Raw genomic sequence first — 15,505 nt, forward strand, 5'->3', positions numbered from 1 at the left:
TGGGTAGATGGGCGAGAATGGGCGATTCTCGCGGTTCCGGCCATATTCGCTCATCCGGGAGATGAGCAGGTATGGGGGCGGGAATGGCCGAGGAGCGTAAGGCACGGGGGCATATAGGGTTATGGGAAGGCACTCGGCGGCGCCGTAGCCCCCGTCCCACGCTCCCCATCGGCGGCCGCGTCGGGATCGCCAGACCCTGATGAGCCAAGAATGATGCTCCGTGCGGTTCGGCGGGCCGGGCTCGACCGGCCTGATGCGGCGTGGCGGCATGCCAACGCGTAGTGGGCCGGGCGTCTCGTCGGGAGGGCTCTCCCAGTGCGCTCAGGGCGCACCCCGCCCATAGTTGCTCAAACCTGAGCGGGGGGAAGTGAGCAAGTATGGGTGGAAGGGCGAGGATTGGCGATTCTCTGGGCTCCGGCCATTCTCGCTCATCTGCGGGATGAGCAAGTATGACGGCTGGAACGCCCGGAGGGTGTAAGACATTGCGGTATATAGGGTTATGGGGAGACCTCGCCAGCACAGCAGCCCCGGTCAGACGGTCCCCATCGGCTGCCAAGGCAGGGGCGCTGGCTCCTGATGGGCCTCAAGGGATGTACAGCGCTTGACACGAGTGGCTCAAGGCGCTTAGATTTGGGGGTGCCGCGCCGGATGGGCGGCTGTTTCCTGGGGGGACGACAAGTGGGGAAAGGTGGTGACGCTATGGCGAACCTGGACCTGATGAAGCGTGCGGTGGAGAAGCCCGTGCCGATCGCGCCGCACACGTACCTTCACTTCTACAATGGCGGCAAGCTGCGGGCCAAGTTCATGGGGGAGCCGGACCCGAAGGACGACTACCGCTCGGAGGAGTGGTTCTTCTCGACCAACCGCGCCGTGACGCCCGGCCGCGAGAACCCGCCTGACAAGGGCTTCAGCCGCATCTACCTGCCCAACGGCGAGGTCGTGCTCCTGCACGACCTGCTCAAGGCGCTTCCTGTCGAGACCCTCGGCGAGCGCCACCACAAGCGCTTCGGCACCAAGCTCGGTATCCTGGTGAAGATCTTCGATGTCGGCGACGACGCCCACATCCCCGTCCACTGGCACCCATCGCCCGCCTTCTCGAAGAAGCACCTGAACGACGACTACGGGAAGAATGAGGCCTGGGTGGTGCTGGACACTCGGCCCCAGGCGAAGACCTGGGTGGGCTGGAAGGAGGATATTGACCCGAAGGACTTCCGCAAGTGGCTGGAGGCCCAGGACCGTGACGAGATGCTGCGGCACATGCACGAGTTCGTGCCGCATCCGCGCGACATCATCTTCCTGCGCGACAGCTACGCCCACAGCCTGGGCTCGGGCGTGTGCATCATGGAGCCTCAGGAGCCGACCGACTGGAACATCCTGGCCGAGTGGGAGGGCTTCCCGTTCGGCAAGAAGGATGCCGCCTGCGGGCTCGACTGGGACACGGCCCTTCAGGCCGTGAAGTTCGAGAAGATGCCGCTCGATTACCTGAACGGCTACGTGCGCCGCAAGCCCGAGGTCATCCGCCGCGAGAACGGCAGCGTCGAGGAGAAGCTGGTTCCCGACGAGGCGAAGCAGTACTTCGACGTCAAGCGGATGATCGTCAAGGGGCAACTGACGATGAAGGGGGGCCAGGGCTTCTACTGCATCTCAGGCATCAGCGGCAAGGGCAAGCTCAGCGGCAAGTTCGGCGACCACCCGATTGCGCGGGGCAAGTTCTACTTCATTCCCGCCTGCCTGCCGGGCTATCGCCTGGTGTCGGAGGGCACGGAGCCGCTCGAGGTGATGTGCTTCTACCCGCCGACGACCTGAGCCGTCGGCAACGACGAGATGTCGGAGGACGGGCGGCGCCGCACCCGTGGTGCCGCCCGTCTGCTTGGGAGGGCTATTCCAGGAAGGTGAGCGTCGTGGCGCCGTATACGCGCACGTCGGAAGCCGCAAGGCGGCCGAACGACTGGGGCAGGGGAGTGGCGGTGTCGTGTTGCACCACCACGAGCGCCGCCTGGCTCAGGGCCGGGCCTGAACACAGACCTTCCAGCAGGGTCAGAAACGGATCACCACCGCCGCGGACCAGGCGGTAGGGCGGGTCGAGGAACACAAGGTCGAACGGACCCATCGCCGCCAGAGATGGGGCCGCGTCAAAGGCGTCCTCGCGGAGCACGTGAGCCTTGCCGGCGAGTCGGGTGCGGGCCAGGTTATCGGCCAGCGCGGCGAGCGCGGCGCGGGCGCTCTCCACGAAGCAGCAGAAGGAGGCGCCCCGGCTCAGGGCCTCGATGCCCAGGGCGCCGCTTCCGGCGAACACGTCGGCCACGCGCGCCCCGGCCACCGTGTCGCCGAGGATGCTGAAGAGCGACGTGCGCACGCGCGCGCTGGTCGGCCGCACCCGGGTGCCAGGGGGCACCTTGAGCGGCACGCCGCGTGCCGTGCCGGAAATCACCCTCATCCGCGTGCTCCTTGGGCAACGCCTGAATCGTAGCGCTCGACGCCCGAGAGGTCAACCGCCCGCGCCCATTGCGGGTTTCACGGGGGAACCCCCTTTGGCTACAATGGGAGCGAAACCCCGGGCAGAGATGCGCTGTATGATCGAGCAGAAGGGCGATGCCGTGGGATGCTCAGACCCTTCCACCGATCTGGTGCGAGCCGCGAGAGCGGGGGACGAGGGCGCGTTCGCCCGCATCGTGGGCAAGTACGAGCGAGCCGTGTTCGCCGTTGCCTACCGAATGACCTACGATGCCGCGGCGGCAGAGGACCTGACACAAGAGGTCTTCCTTCGGGTGTGGCGCAAGCTCGACACGTTCCGTCTGGGCGAGCCGCTCAAGCCCTGGCTGCTGCGCATCGCCACGCGGGTGTGCATCAACGCCCTGAAGAAGCGCAGGCCCGCGTTGATGGCCACCGTGGGCGACGAGGAGAGTGAGCCGATCGAGTTGCCCTCGACGCAGCCCGACGCATGCGAGACGGCCTCGCAAGCGGAGGTGGCGGCCCACTTGGAGCGCGCGATAGCTGAACTGCCCGACGACTACCGGCTCATCGTCACCCTGCGGCACGTCGAGGAACTGTCCTACGAGCAGATTGCGGCGGCCCTCGAGCTGCCTCTGGGCACCGTGAAGGTGCGGCTCTTCCGCGCGCGCGAGCGTCTGCGACGCCTTCTTGCCCCGATCCTGGGGGACCAACGATGATCGGTTGCGAGGCCATCCGCGAGCTGTCCCAGAGCTGCCTGGACGGCGCCTTGGCGCCCGAGGAGCGCGAGCGGCTGGAGCGTCACGTTCGCGGCTGCCCGGCATGCAGGCACGTGATGGCGACGTATCGCCTGCTCTACTCGGCGCTCGCGGCGCCTGCCATTCCGGCCCCGCCCTCCTGCCTCGCCGCGGCGTCCGCCGCTCGCGTGCGACGAGCGGCGAGGCGTCGTCGCCTCCTCCAGTCCCTGGTGATGGCCGCCAGCCTTCTTGTCGTGGTCTTCGGCGTGTCGTTCCTGGCGTGGGGTGGCCTCCCCGAGGCCATTCCGACGACGGCCGATGTGGCGGGGTCCCTGGCCTCCTGGCGCGCGGCCGTGGACTCAGCCGCTGGATTGGCTGGCTCGCTGGTATCCGGAGCCGGCGACTGGGCGGGTTCAGCGGGCGCCGGCGCGTCCGCAGTCGCGCTCCTGGCGGTTGCACTTGCCGCTCAGGTGATCCTGGCGTACCGCTGGCGGGGCCTGGCCAGCGATGGAAAGAACCGTCCAATAGGAGGTGCGCAATGAACAGGGGCACCCTGATCGCCCTATCGGCCTTGCTGGCTGCCTGGATTGCCTGCTCACGCTGCCCTGCGAGCGGTGGAGAAGCGGGGCAACCTTCCGTAGTCGAGGGGCGCTGGACGGGCGAGTTCCGTGGCATGCGCGAGATTCTGGGCGGCAAGCTTCTCTTCAGCGTGGTGGTTGCTGCCGCGGCGGGTTCGGCGGGGATGATGCTGTTGGCGGCTGGCCTGGTGCCGGTGCAGGTGGAGCGTGCTCGAGTGGCGTTGCAGCGGGGGCGGTGGAGGGTGGTGTTCGTCGGAATCGTGGGCGTGGTGGTGCTCCTGCTCGCCGCCACGCTGCTCGGCAACGCGGCGAAGCGGGGCGCTCCTGCACTGGGCGCCGCTGCGATGGGCGTGCTTGGGGTGTTGGTGTGGCTTGCGGCCGTGGGCCTTGCGGCCACGGCAGGCCTGGTGGGCGAGCGGCTGCTGGGCGGGCCGGGGAACGCCCATTGCGCTTGGCGTGCCGTTGGCGCCGGTGCCGTTGCCATCTCGGCTTCGATCCTTGTGCCCGTGTTTGGCGCGGCGGTCTTCCTCTACCTCCTGTGCCGCGGGGTGGGCGCGGCCACCGTTGCCGTCCTGGCGTCGCGAGGGAGCGGAGCAGAGCCGACGACTCCCGGAACTCAGGCGGTAGGCCAGTAGGCGGGCGTGCGGCGCCTGCGCGGGAAGGCAGCCGCTTGCCCACCCCTTGCGGCGCTGGCTATAATGGCGGCGTGAGCAACGACACCCCGACAGCATTGCCGCGGCGCGTTCTGGAGGCGATCGAGAGGCACGATCTGTTCCGCCGAGGCGATCGTGTGATAGTGGCGGTGTCGGGAGGGGCCGATTCGATGGCCCTTCTGGAAGCCCTGGCCGAGCTGCGCGGGCAGCTCGGGCTCTGCCTGTTCGTTGCACACCTCAACCACGGGTTGCGGGGAGATGCTGCCACGGGCGACGCCGCGGCGGTGGCTTCCCGAGCAGCCGCTCTTGGGATTGCCTGTCACAGCCGTAGTGCCGACGTAGCCGCCCTGTGGCGGCAGTCGGGGGGGAGCCTTGAGGCGGTGGCTCGGCGCGCCCGCTACGCCTTCCTCGAGCAAGTGGCCGGCGAAGTCGGCGCAGCACGAGTCGCGCTGGGCCACACGGCCGACGATCAGGCGGAGACGATCCTCTTGGGGCTGCTGCGCGGCGGCGAGTTGGCGGCGCTCTGTGGGATGCCGCGGCAGCGGCCGTTGTCGCCCGTGTCCAAGGCGATGGTCGTGCGACCGCTCCTGGACGTCAGCCGTGGCGAAGTGGTGGACTACCTCTTGCAGCGCGGGCTACGCTGGCGGGAGGACTCGTCGAATGCCGACGACTCGTTCGAGCGCAACCTTGTTCGGCATGATCTGTTGCCGGCCTTGGAGGCCCGCCTCGGCGCGGGGTTTCGGGAAGGGATTCTGCGACTCGGGCCGCGCGCAGCGGCGCTGGGGCAGGCCGTGGATGCGCTGGCGCGCTCGTGCCTCGCGGGGGACCTGAAGGGCGACAGCGTTGCGCTGGATGCCGCGCGCGCAGCCGCCCTGCCGCGGCTCGTGCAGAGGACGGCCGCCCGGCTGGCCTTCGAGCAGGCGAGCAAGACGGAAGAGCTGCGGCGGCGGGCGGCCGACGCGATTGTGGGCCTGCTCCGCGGCGGGTCGGGGAGGGAGGTGCGGCTGCCCGGCGGCCTGGTCGCAGAGCGCAGCTACGAGGTGGTGCTATTTCACCCAGTGCGCGCCGCACCGATCCCGATCCGGACTGATCTCGCGGTGCCTGGCCGCGTGGAACTGCCTGGCGTTGGGCTCTGGATCGAGGCCGAGGAGAGCGAGGGAGCGGTTGCTGACCCCGCCGCCGTGCGCGCCGCTGACCGATGGGAGGAGACCTTCGATCTCGACCAGACCGGCGAGCGCCTGGTCGTGCGGAGCCGGAGGCCGGGGGACCGCTTTGTGCCCCTTGGCGGCTCGACAGCCGTCAAGCTGAAGGATTTCCTGATGAGCGAGCGTGTGCCCCGAGCCGAGCGCGAGGCGACCCCCGTCGTGGTCGGCAAACTCGGCATCGTTTGGGTTGTGGGGGTTCGGCTGGACGATCGCGTGAAGATCACGCCGGCGACTCGGCGTGCCGGGCGCCTGCGAGCCGGGCGTCTTGGCGTGTGACGCTCGGGCCGCCTGTGCCGCCGTCGGCGGGCCGAGGGACGCGCTTGCGCGAAGCAGGCGGGCCTGGTATCGTGGTGCGTCGAGGGGAGCAGGAGTCGTCATGTGAAGGACCCGAGCTGCATCTTCTGCAAGATCATCGCCGGCGAGATTCCCTCGGTGCAGGTGTATGAGGATGACCGGGTGGTCGCGTTCCTGGATATCAACCCGATCGCACCGGGACACACGCTGCTGGTGCCGCGCGATCACTATGCGACACTGCCCGAGACGCCGCCCGAGGTCCTGGCGGCGCTGATGGCGGCCGCGAGGCCCGTTGCTCGAGGCCTTCTGGCCGCCACTCGCGGGGAGGGCTTCAACTTCTTCCAGTTCAATGGCGCGTGTTCCGGCCAGGAAGTCATGCACCTGCACTTCCACGTCATTCCGCGGCGCGCTCGCGATGGCGTGTCGTTCCAGTGGAAGCAGGGCAAGTATCGTGAGGGCGAGATGGCGGCGCTGGGCGAGCGCATCCGCGGGGCCATCCGCCGCGTGTGAAGCTGGAGGCATGCCATGCGATCAGGCATGTGGTCGCTGCGGCGGGACCTTCTCGTCGCCGTGCTCGTGATGATGACCCTGCTGCCGCTCGTCGTCTACCTGTACTCGCGCGAACAGGGACACGCCGAGGCGGCCCAGCGACTCTGGAACTATGTGGGCAACAGCGTGGAACGCGCCGCCGATCTGAAGGCCAGCCTCGAACCTGTGCTTGAGAAGTCCGTGCCGTCGTCCGACGCGGTGCGCACGGCCATGGAGCGGCTGTTGGGTGGCTCGCCGCCTGTCGCCTACCTCCAATTGGCAGATAGCCTGCGGAACGTGCTGAACTCGACCGCCGATGCTCCGGCCAGGCGTCAGGTGCCCGAGGAGACCCGTCCGCCGGCAGCCGATGAGCTGGTTCGCGCCCTGCGGAGGCAGGAGGGCCCGGTGGCGCCGGAGTACGTGGTAGGCATACGCCTGGGGAAGCAGGAGAGAGGCTTCCTGGTGGTGGGCCTCTCGACCCATGCCCTGGCGGAGCAACTGCGCCAGTTCCAGGAGCCGCTGAGCTGGTCCTCGGTGCAGATCACGGTCATCTGTGTGGCCATCCTCGCGGTCTTCTCGGCGTACGTCCTCTACCTGCACGAGCGCGCCCGGCGGCTCGGGGCGCAGGTGCAGGAGGAAAGCCGGCTCGCCTACGTCGGCACGCTCGCTGCGAGCATCGCGCACGAGGTCCGCAATCCGCTCAGCTCGGTGAAGATCAACGTGCAGATGATGGAGAATCGGCTGAAGGACCTGACGGACCCCGCCCAGGCCGAGTACTTCCGGGGCAAGGTCCAGCGCATCAAGGGCGAGGTCGAGCGTCTCGAGGACTCGGTGAACCATTTCCTGGCGTTCTCCCGGCCCGTGTCGGCGCGCTTTGAGCCGACTCGGGTGAACGATGTAGTGGAGAGCGTGCTGGAACTGCTCCAGCCGCAATGCCAGGCCCACGGAGTGCAACTCGTCCGCCGCTATGCCCGGGACCTGCCGCCGGTGGAGCTGGATGCCAGGCAGTTTGTCCAGGCGGTGCAGAATCTGGTGCTGAACGCGCTCCAGGCCCTCGAGCGCGGAGGCAGCATCACGGTCACCACGGAGGCCAGCGGCGAGGGGGTCGCCGTCTGCGTCGCAGACAACGGGCCGGGGATTCCGAAGGAGATGCAGTCCCAGATCTTCGAGGTCTTCTTCACCACCCGCGAAGGGGGCACGGGGCTAGGCCTGAACATTGTGAGCCGGATCGTCGAGGAGCACCATGGCAAGCTGACGCTCGAGAGCGAACCGGGCCGCGGGGCAACGTTCCGCATTGAGCTGCCAGCCGCAGGAGCCCAGACGACGGCGCCCCGCGCCGGCGCGGGAACGGCGGCTCGCGCGTGAGGGCGTCAGTCGGCCTTCAGGATGATGAGCGTGATGTCGTCGTGCTGCACGGCCTCGCCCGTGTGGGCGGCGACCGCCGAGACGATGGCGTCGGCAATCCCCTTTGCCAAGCGGTGCGCGTACTGCCGCAGCGCCGAGGCCAGGCGGCTCTCCCCGAAATCCTCGCCTTGCGCGTTCTTGGCCTCGGTCACCCCGTCGGTGAACAGGCACATGCAGTCGCCTGACTCGAGAGGCAGGAGCCGGGAGGAGATGGCCCCCGCGAACACCTCCGGTTGGAGCAGGCCGAGCGCGGGGCCGCGGACATCCAGGAGCCGCACCCCGGTCAAGCGCGCCCGCCAGACGAACGGCGCGCAGTGCCCGGCGTTCACCGCCCTGAGTTCCCGCGACGCGGGGTCTATCGCGGCATAGAGGAACGTGACGAACATCCCCCGAGGGATGTTCTGCACGAGGCGGGCGTTCACGGTCGCCACGGTCTCCTCGACGGTCTTGGCGTGGGGAGCGACGCTGTGCAGTATCTCGCGCAGGCGGACCATGAGCATCGCGGCACCGATGCCCTTGCCCGACACATCGGCGATGGCGATTCCCAGCCGGCCGTCGGGCAGGGTGACAAAGTCGTAGTAGTCGCCGCCCACCTCGTGGCGGAACTGGTTGAAGGCCGCAATGTCCAGCCCGGGCAGCTTAGGCGCCTCGGATGGCAGCAGTTGGTCCACCACATGGCGGGCGCGGTCAATCTCCTCCCGGTGTGCCGTGGTGGGCAGAGGGATGGGATGAGGCGTCGAAGGTTCCTGCCGAGGCGGCGGGGTGGCGCCCAGGGCTGGAACGGCCTGTGTCTCCATGTTCTTGGCCGCGATGATCCACTTGCCGCATCGCGAGCAGTGAACCCACATGTCCTCGCGGCGCTGCCGGATGGGAATCGGCTCGCCGCAGGGGCAGTGCGAATTGACTGTGGCAGGCCGTTTCGATCTGGACGTGAACAGCGTTGGCGGCGAGAGGAAGCTGCCCTGGCACAGGGAACACCGCAGCCGCTGCCCACTCAAGCCGGGACGGGCGCGCAGCTTGCGCGAGCATAGGGGACAGATCAGTGCATAGGAGCCGGCGAGCATGCGCCCTAGCTCTGCCGCACAGCGGCCTAAGTGTGCCCTCCGTCACCAGAGAACGTTCCGCATTATAGGCTCAGGCGGAGGGCATGTCAATTCCTGCTGCATGACCGAGCCTGATCGGGCGCTTTCACAATCTCGGTTGAGATGGCAGCACCACTTGACTGAGAGCGCACAGAAGTCGTATGATCTGGGACGGTGACCCGCGCTGACGATCGCGGTGGACCAAGCGTCGGAAGGGACGGGGTCTGGTGGCCCCACTGGTCTTCAAAACCAGTTGCGGGTAGATAAAACTGCCCGTGGTGGGTTCGATTCCTACCCCTTCCGCCATGCGGGTTCCGGGGATGTCTGGCAGCCCTTTTCTCCTGATAGTAGCAGGGCTCGGCCGTGGGTGAGCAAGAGAGACCACGCCTGACCAGCCGCGTGCGAGCGGCTGGCTGAGCGGCGAAGACAGGTCCGGGTGACCTGGCCCAACTCGTGGGGTGTCTGCCGATGCCCTCGGACCCCGATGTGCTCGTGGGCTTCGGCACGGGGGACGACTCCGGCGTGTACCGGCTGGGGCCCGATGTGGCGATCGTGCAATCGGTGGACGTGCTGACGCCCATCGTGGACGATCCGCGCGTGTTCGGCCAGATCGCGGCTGCGAACGCCCTGAGCGACCTGTATGCGATGGGGGCGCGCCCTCGCACGGCGCTGAATATCCTGGCGCTGCCCTCGGGTGCGGAGTACCGCGAGATCGCTCGTGAGATCCTGCGGGGGGGGCACGAGAAGCTGGTCGAGGCGGGCGCCGCCCTCATCGGCGGCCACACGGTGGATGACCCCGAGCTGAAGTTCGGCCTGTGCGTGACGGGCACCGCGCATCCCGAGCACCTGGTCACCCACTCCGGGGCTCGCCCGGGCGACTGCCTGGTGCTGACAAAGGCCATCGGCACCGGAGTGGTCGCCACGGCGATCAAGGGCGGGCTGGCTGCGGCGGAGCATGCGAGGGCCGCCGCGGAGAGCATGGCGCGCCTCAATGGGGCCGCGGCACGAGCGGCGCTGGCCCTCGGCGCGCACGCGTGCACGGATGTGACGGGCTTCGGCCTCATCGGGCATCTGCTGGAGCTGCTGCGGTCAAGCCAGGTGGGAGCGGTGCTCGACGCGCGGCGCGTCCCACTCTTGCCTGGAGCCCCAGATTACTGCGCGATGGGGCTGGTGCCCGCTGGATCGGCGAGGCTCAAGGAGGCCTACGCCTGCAAGGTGGAGCTGGCGGGCTCCCTGGACGAGGCGATGGTGGACCTTCTCTTCGACGCTCAGACCTCGGGCGGCTTGCTGGTCGCTCTGGAGAGGGGAGAGGAGCTGGCGGCCCGCCTCCACGCCGAGGGGATTGCAGAGGCGGCGGTGATCGGGCGGATCGTGGCGGAGCCACAGGGCCGGGTGGCCGTCGCGTGAGAAGTGGCCCTACGTAATAAAACGGCCGGCGCTCGAACGCGAGCGCCGGCCGTTCCATTCACATCAGTGCGTGCAGTGTGTCAACTTGCCTTGTCTGCCGTGGGCTTCTCGTCGGCCGGCGCAGGCTCGACGCCCTGTTTCTTGGCTTGCTTGGCCTCGTACTGCTCCTTGAGCTTTGTGACGAGGGCCTCGGCCTTGTCCTTGCCTCGGACGACCTTCTCGATGATCACTACAGCGGGCTTGATGGGCTTCGCCTCGGAGGGGTTGTCTTTCCTGGCTTCCAGATAGACCTTGTACGCCGCGGCGTACTCCTCCATCAGGCTCTTCTCGAGCTTCGAGACTTCATTCGGCGCGATGGCCTCGAACGTCACTTCCCCGCTCATGCTCTTGATGGCCACGACCGAGAACCAAGTCGTTGCGCCGCCAGACTGGCGGCTGCCCCCGCTGGCGGGTCATGCACCCAGCGCAGGACCCCTCAGTAGAGTGAGCCCCAGCATCGCCAGGGCGCCGAGAACGGCCCAACCGCGACGCTTGCACATCTCCGAGCACCTCCTGTTCACGCCCACACGGACTCGCGCACACCCACCCCATCCACGATTATATACTTGCGCAAAGGGTTGTCAAGCTAGTTCTGGCACGAACCTCGACATCCATAGGATAAGGGTCAGTGGGCTCACGAGGCCTCAGCAGCAACGTGGTCGGCGCCGGCGAGCCAGGCATCGCTCAGGGTGACGCCCCACCCTGGCCCGTCGAGCGGCGCCACGTGACCATCCCGGGCGTCCAGGGTCGGGCGATACAAGCCCTCTGCCCAGGGGCTCGGCTCAATGGAGAACTCCATGTGTGGCCCCGCGTTCGGTATCGCGGCGAGCAGGTGCACCGTGAACACGGACACCAGGGAGAGATTGGCCGAATGCGGGACGCAGGGCAGGCCAGCCGCCGCGGCCATCTCGGCCACGCGGGCCGCACGCGCGAGGCCACCCACGTAGCACACGTCCGGCTGCACGATGTCCACCGCCCTCATACGGATCATCCGCCGCCACTGCGCCAGATCGTTGTCCTGCTCGCCCCCGGCCACGGGCATCCTGAGCGCCGCGGCGACCTGCTGTGTCCACTCGAGCTCCCAATAGGGGCAGGGCTCCTCGAAATGGGAGAAGGCATGGTCTTCGAGGAGGCGGCCGACCTCGATGGCGCGCGCGGGCGTATAGCCGCTATTGCCGTCGGCGAGCAGCCGCACGTCGTCGCCGACGGCCCTGCGGACGGCTGGGATGAGGGCCTCGGTGCGGCCCGGCCACTGGTCCTCGTCGTGGCCGCAGACCTTGCCGACGCGGACCTTGAAGGCACGGAAACCCTTCTGATCGCGGAGGCGGGCCAGGCGTTGCGCCTCGTCCTGGGGCTTGATGTCGCGCCGCATGCTCGAGCCGTAGACGGGGATAGCGCGCGGCTTGCCGCCCAGCAGTTCGCAGACCGGCTTGCCGGCGACCTTGCCGTGGAGGTCCCACAGCGCCGTCTCGATGCCGCAAGTGGCGCGGCAGACATAGGACCAAGGGAACTTGTACTCCGCCTGGATGCAACGCTGGGCGAGGCCAGCGATGTCCGTGGCGTCGGCGCCGAGAGCGTGACGGGCGATCTGCTTGTGGAGCACCATGGCCGTAATGTCCGCGTGGAAGGGCGCCGTTTGGCCGAAGCCCGTCGCGCCGTCGTCGGTCGTCACCTTGACGATGCACAGCGGGTCGCGCGTGAAGGTTTCGATGCGCTGGATTCTCATTTCACATGGCCCCCTTCAATGGTCAATTGATGGATCAGGGCGCCGTTGCGGCCGTGACGGACGGCTTTGATGGTGTCGCCATGAAGCGTAACGATCGCTGTGCCGTCGGCCACCGGCGTTTCAAGGGTGAAGCCGTCATCGGCGCGTGTGTGGCGGACCTGCGGCGGTGCAGCGGCGTCGGCCCTGTGAACGCGGATGGTGGTGATGAAGTCGGCATCGAGGGCTGGCTCAGGCGTGGCCGCCGAGAGGTGCCACTCGGTGAGCTTGATTCGGGCGCGGGGCGGCGGGTCGAACTGGTCGGTGAGCGCGAGCTTGAGCCCCGCGGGCTCCAGGAAGGCCACGCGGCAGGCGGCCTTGCCATTGGCCACACGGATGTCGCTCTGGCCGTTCACCTCCATCCTCGTCGGCGCGTGTAGCCACCACTCGAAGGTCGAAGGCTTGGGCGCCTCCAGGCGGTCCCAAATCACGATCGCCTCGGGCTTGATGAACAGGATGCGGCGGGTGAAGCGCTTCAGCCGGTCGCCGTAGGCGCGTGCGGCCTCGCCGGCCACGAAGTCGAATGCCGCCGAGGTGTGGAAGGCCGTGATCTCCCCCACCGACGCGCTGGAGTGCTTGTCCTGGCCCTGGCCGTTGACGGTGACGGAGTTGGTGGACTTCGTTTCCCACATCCACTGCGTGTGGTGGGCGCTGCCGTGGATGTCGCGGCGGCCGGTCGAGACGAGCAGCCGCTCGCCGAAGGCATAGAGCAGGAAGGCATTCTGCGCGTCGTAGCCGTGGCTCTGAGTGCCGAAGGGGCTGCTCTTGAACACGACTTCCACGTTGTCCTTCGCGTCGAGCAGCGTGGTGTTGAGCACGGCCTGGCCCGTGCCGCGGAAGCATCGGGACACGGGCAGATCGGCGGGCGGCTTAGGCTCGACCCTTGGCAGGGCGCCGCGGATGAAGCCGATGTAGCCCTTCTCCTCCTGCGGCCCGCCCTGAACGTCCACGTACCACTGCCAGTATGGGTTGCGCGCCTGGGAGGCGAAGGTGGTCATCACGGGCACGGCGCTCTTCGAAGGGCGGTCGGCAGCCAGGTCGCCGAAGCCCCCGCCCGTCGTGCCCGGCGGCTGAAGGTAAAGCGGGTAGTAACCGATCTGCGAGAAGTACGGCTTCCGATAGGCGTCAATGCCCATCGCTACGCGCATCACGTCGGCCCACCAGGTGAAGCGGCTGATGTAGCTTGCCCAGTAGCTCGAGCCCTCGTGCCAGCCGCCGTCGGCATCGCACCACACGGGATAGGCGTTGAAGAACACGTGCAGCGCGAACCACACCCATTCGGCGGCGTCGGGGATCTCGCCCAGGAAGGCGATGCCGACCTCGCCCAGCTTGTGCCAGGCGCGGTTGGCGTGGCTGTCGTACGGCCGCCAGAGGTGCTTCGCGGCCAGGTTATCGTACATCTCCTGGCCGCGGATGGCCATCACTCGGCGGCATCTCGCCCTCTCCTCGTCGCTGAGGAGATCGTTGAGGAACGTGTAGGTGCGCGCGAAACAGTAACTGTAAGGCATCCCCGCCTCGTCGTTGTAGCGATAGCCGGTGCTCCCTTTGGGGTCCCACTCGGCTGCGGCGAGGAGGAGGCGTTTCGCCAACTGCCCGTACTCGTCCCTTCCGCCGAGCAGGCGGGTGAAGGCCAGCGTGGCCGCGCCGTTGAGCGCGTTGATCGTGTAGACGCGGTTGCCCCACCAGATGGCCCGCCACTCTTCGCTCTTCGTCTCCATGCCGGGCGGGTACTTGGGCGGCTCGGTGGTCGGGGGCGGGTTCCTCAGGAGCCTCTCGCACTCGGCCACGAGGCGGCTGTAGGGCTCCTTCAGGTCGCCACGGGCTCGCTCGCGCAGGGCGGCGAGTTGCTCGGGCCGCACAAAGAGACGCGGATGCGCCTGGGGGATTCGGCTGAGCAGCTCCTCCCGCGGCGGCATGGGGAACTCGACGGCGTTCTCCGCGACGGTGAAGGCCCTGACCTGGCTCCACGCCGATGGCTCGCCCCTGCCGTTCTTGTAGCGAAACCGCCAGTGCCATGGGCCCCGCTCCAGCGGCTTCGGCAGACAGTGCGCGTTGTAGTGGAGCCCCTCCGCGCGGTAGCCCGGCTGCGCAAAGGCGGCATCGCGCGAGACCTCGAACTCATAGCTTGCCGCGCCCTTCTGCGGCCGCCACACGAAGCCCGGCGGGTTCACGTCGCTCGCCTCCCCCTCGGTGGGCCGGAACCCCCATTCGCCGGGTCCGCCAGGTGAGTCATCCACGGCAAGCTCTCCTGCAAGGCAAGCCGCCGCGAAGCACACGATTCCCAGGGTCACCAGGCTGCGCGCGAGCATGGCCGGATGCTCCTAGTCCTTGTGAAAGGGGACGCGCAATAGGACCATGTAGCGACGGGGGAGTCAAGTGCGAGGCGGGCGCGTGAGCGGATAGCGGCCGTGCTGCTCAAGCGCTCTGCGGAATGCCTCGCTGTGGGAGGGAGGGAAGGGCATGCCCTGGTCGGGCGAGCAGAAGTAGCCGCCGTCGCGCCCGAGCTGCCACAGCCGCGTCCGCACTTCGGCCTCGATGGCCTCCGGCGGCCCAGCCATGATCGTGCCCGTGCTCACCGCGCCCTGAAGCGCCATCCGCCCCTGCGTCCGCGCCCGCACGGCGTCGAGGTCGTTCGCCGTGGCCTGCACGGGATTCAGGACGTTGACGCCCAGCTCCATGAACGTGTCCAGCATCCACCCGATGTTGCCGCAGGAGTGGAACGCGATGAGCACGCCCTTGCTGCGGTAGAGGTCGAACAGGCGGCGATACTCGGGCACGAGGAACTCCGCCACAATATCGGGACCGAGGAGCGGGCCGCGTTGGGTGCCCAGGTCGTCGCCCAGGCTGGCGATCTCGACGCCCACGGCCAGGTAGTGCCGGGCGATGGCGAGCTGCCAGTCCATCACGCGATGCAGAATCTCGCGGGCGAAGCCGGGCTCGGCGCGGAAGGCGAGCATCATGGTCTCCATGCTCGCCAGCATATACGCCTTCTCCCAAAGCGTCTCGCGGTGGCTGCCGCTGAGGAACAGGTCATCGCCGGGCTTCGCCGCGGCGGCCTTGTAGACCTTGCCGATGATTCGCTCATCGTCTGGGTCCGGCCACTGATATGTCTTCAGCGCCTTCGGGTCCGCTAGCGGATGGTGCAGCGGGAAACCCATCACCCCGTCAAGTTCCTTCCGCCACACGGTGCCCCAGATGTCGGTCCAGGTCGTGCCCACCGGGCAATCGTGTCCGCCGTCCTGATAGCCCTCGTGGTTGCAGCCCAAGTAGGCCAGCCCATGCGTTGGCGGCCCGCCCACCACCCGTTCGGGGTGGTCGAACTGGATGATTCGCAGGGTATTCTCCCTGGCCGTCATCGCGTCGCC

At 68.1% G+C, this 15,505-nt stretch carries 14 protein-coding genes and 1 tRNA gene; 9 read left to right on the forward strand and 6 right to left on the reverse strand.

All coding sequences use genetic code 11. The features are described 5' to 3' along the window. Positions 1-699: 699 nt before the first annotated feature. Complete coding sequence (locus PLE19_18980; GenBank protein HPD17034.1) at positions 700-1,806, forward strand: hypothetical protein; 1,107 nt, start codon at positions 700-702, stop codon at positions 1,804-1,806. Between the two features lie 73 nt (positions 1,807-1,879). On the opposite strand, the gene rsmD is transcribed toward PLE19_18980, so the two are convergent. Continuing rightward, entirely contained in the window at positions 1,880-2,437 is a 558-nt protein-coding gene (rsmD, locus tag PLE19_18985) for a 16S rRNA (guanine(966)-N(2))-methyltransferase RsmD (protein HPD17035.1), read from the reverse strand. A gap of 136 nt (positions 2,438-2,573) precedes the next feature. Here rsmD and PLE19_18990 point away from each other — a divergent pair, with 136 nt between their 5' ends. The 6 genes from PLE19_18990 (at position 2,574) to PLE19_19015 (ending at position 7,811) form a co-directional block, all read left to right on the forward strand. Continuing rightward, positions 2,574-3,170, forward strand: coding sequence for a sigma-70 family RNA polymerase sigma factor (locus tag PLE19_18990; protein HPD17036.1), 597 nt, complete (start codon positions 2,574-2,576; stop codon positions 3,168-3,170). Further along, complete coding sequence (locus PLE19_18995; GenBank protein HPD17037.1) at positions 3,167-3,730, forward strand: zf-HC2 domain-containing protein; 564 nt, start codon at positions 3,167-3,169, stop codon at positions 3,728-3,730. The genes PLE19_18990 and PLE19_18995 overlap by 4 nt, the downstream gene beginning before the upstream one ends. Continuing rightward, complete coding sequence (locus PLE19_19000; GenBank protein ID HPD17038.1) at positions 3,727-4,401, forward strand: hypothetical protein; 675 nt, start codon at positions 3,727-3,729, stop codon at positions 4,399-4,401. Before PLE19_18995 ends, PLE19_19000 begins: the two co-directional genes overlap by 4 nt. Before the next feature lie 71 nt (positions 4,402-4,472). Continuing rightward, the gene (gene tilS, locus PLE19_19005; protein HPD17039.1) at positions 4,473-5,900 is read left to right on the forward strand and encodes a tRNA lysidine(34) synthetase TilS; all 1,428 of its coding nucleotides are present in this window, start codon (positions 4,473-4,475) and stop codon (positions 5,898-5,900) included. Positions 5,901-6,002: 102 nt separating this feature from the next. Further along, entirely contained in the window at positions 6,003-6,428 is a 426-nt protein-coding gene (locus PLE19_19010) for an HIT family protein (protein HPD17040.1), read from the forward strand. 15 nt (positions 6,429-6,443) lie between these two features. Further along, positions 6,444-7,811, forward strand: coding sequence for an ATP-binding protein (locus PLE19_19015; GenBank protein ID HPD17041.1), 1,368 nt, complete (start codon positions 6,444-6,446; stop codon positions 7,809-7,811). A 5-nt stretch (positions 7,812-7,816) separates the two neighbouring features. Here the strand turns inward: PLE19_19015 and PLE19_19020 are convergent, their stop codons facing one another. Further along, the gene (locus PLE19_19020) at positions 7,817-8,698 is read right to left on the reverse strand and encodes a PP2C family protein-serine/threonine phosphatase (GenBank protein HPD17042.1); all 882 of its coding nucleotides are present in this window, start codon (positions 8,696-8,698) and stop codon (positions 7,817-7,819) included. A gap of 444 nt (positions 8,699-9,142) precedes the next feature. On the opposite strand from PLE19_19020, the gene PLE19_19025 reads away from it, so the two are divergent. Both PLE19_19025 and selD read left to right on the forward strand, forming a co-directional pair. Further along, positions 9,143-9,238 (forward strand) — tRNA-Sec (locus tag PLE19_19025). A 57-nt stretch (positions 9,239-9,295) separates the two neighbouring features. Next, the gene (selD, locus tag PLE19_19030; GenBank protein HPD17043.1) at positions 9,296-10,339 is read left to right on the forward strand and encodes a selenide, water dikinase SelD; all 1,044 of its coding nucleotides are present in this window, start codon (positions 9,296-9,298) and stop codon (positions 10,337-10,339) included. An 80-nt stretch (positions 10,340-10,419) separates the two neighbouring features. Here the strand turns inward: selD and PLE19_19035 are convergent, their stop codons facing one another. The 4 genes from PLE19_19035 to PLE19_19050 form a co-directional block, all read right to left on the reverse strand. Beyond that, entirely contained in the window at positions 10,420-10,737 is a 318-nt protein-coding gene (locus tag PLE19_19035; GenBank protein ID HPD17044.1) for a hypothetical protein, read from the reverse strand. Positions 10,738-11,012: 275 nt separating this feature from the next. Continuing rightward, complete coding sequence (locus PLE19_19040) at positions 11,013-12,104, reverse strand: mandelate racemase/muconate lactonizing enzyme family protein (GenBank protein HPD17045.1); 1,092 nt, start codon at positions 12,102-12,104, stop codon at positions 11,013-11,015. Continuing rightward, positions 12,101-14,449 carry a DUF4962 domain-containing protein gene (locus PLE19_19045; GenBank protein ID HPD17046.1) on the reverse strand — a complete coding sequence of 783 codons (2,349 nt, stop codon included), beginning with the start codon at positions 14,447-14,449 and terminating at the stop codon, positions 12,101-12,103. The genes PLE19_19040 and PLE19_19045 overlap by 4 nt, the downstream gene beginning before the upstream one ends. 63 nt (positions 14,450-14,512) lie before the next feature. Next, positions 14,513-15,496, reverse strand: a complete 984-nt coding sequence (locus PLE19_19050) for a uroporphyrinogen decarboxylase family protein (protein ID HPD17047.1) — start codon at positions 15,494-15,496, stop codon at positions 14,513-14,515. Between the last annotated feature and the right edge of the window lie 9 nt (positions 15,497-15,505).

This window comes from Planctomycetota bacterium, from assembly GCA_035384565.1.
Classification (GTDB): domain Bacteria; phylum Planctomycetota; class PUPC01; order DSUN01; family DSUN01; genus DAOOIT01.

Coding starts and splice junctions, on each gene's coding strand:
- PLE19_19050 (HPD17047.1), bottom strand. CDS start 15,496: ATGACGGCCAGGGAGAATACCCTGCGAATCATCCAGTTCGACCACCCC.
- PLE19_19020 (HPD17042.1), bottom strand. CDS start 8,698: ATGTGGGTTCACTGCTCGCGATGCGGCAAGTGGATCATCGCGGCCAAG.
- rsmD (HPD17035.1), bottom strand. CDS start 2,437: ATGAGGGTGATTTCCGGCACGGCACGCGGCGTGCCGCTCAAGGTGCCC.
- PLE19_18980 (HPD17034.1), top strand. CDS start 700: ATGGCGAACCTGGACCTGATGAAGCGTGCGGTGGAGAAGCCCGTGCCG.
- PLE19_19015 (HPD17041.1), top strand. CDS start 6,444: ATGCGATCAGGCATGTGGTCGCTGCGGCGGGACCTTCTCGTCGCCGTG.
- PLE19_19045 (HPD17046.1), bottom strand. CDS start 14,449: ATGCTCGCGCGCAGCCTGGTGACCCTGGGAATCGTGTGCTTCGCGGCG.
- PLE19_19040 (HPD17045.1), bottom strand. CDS start 12,104: ATGAGAATCCAGCGCATCGAAACCTTCACGCGCGACCCGCTGTGCATC.
- PLE19_18990 (HPD17036.1), top strand. CDS start 2,574: ATGATCGAGCAGAAGGGCGATGCCGTGGGATGCTCAGACCCTTCCACC.
- PLE19_18995 (HPD17037.1), top strand. CDS start 3,167: ATGATCGGTTGCGAGGCCATCCGCGAGCTGTCCCAGAGCTGCCTGGAC.
- PLE19_19000 (HPD17038.1), top strand. CDS start 3,727: ATGAACAGGGGCACCCTGATCGCCCTATCGGCCTTGCTGGCTGCCTGG.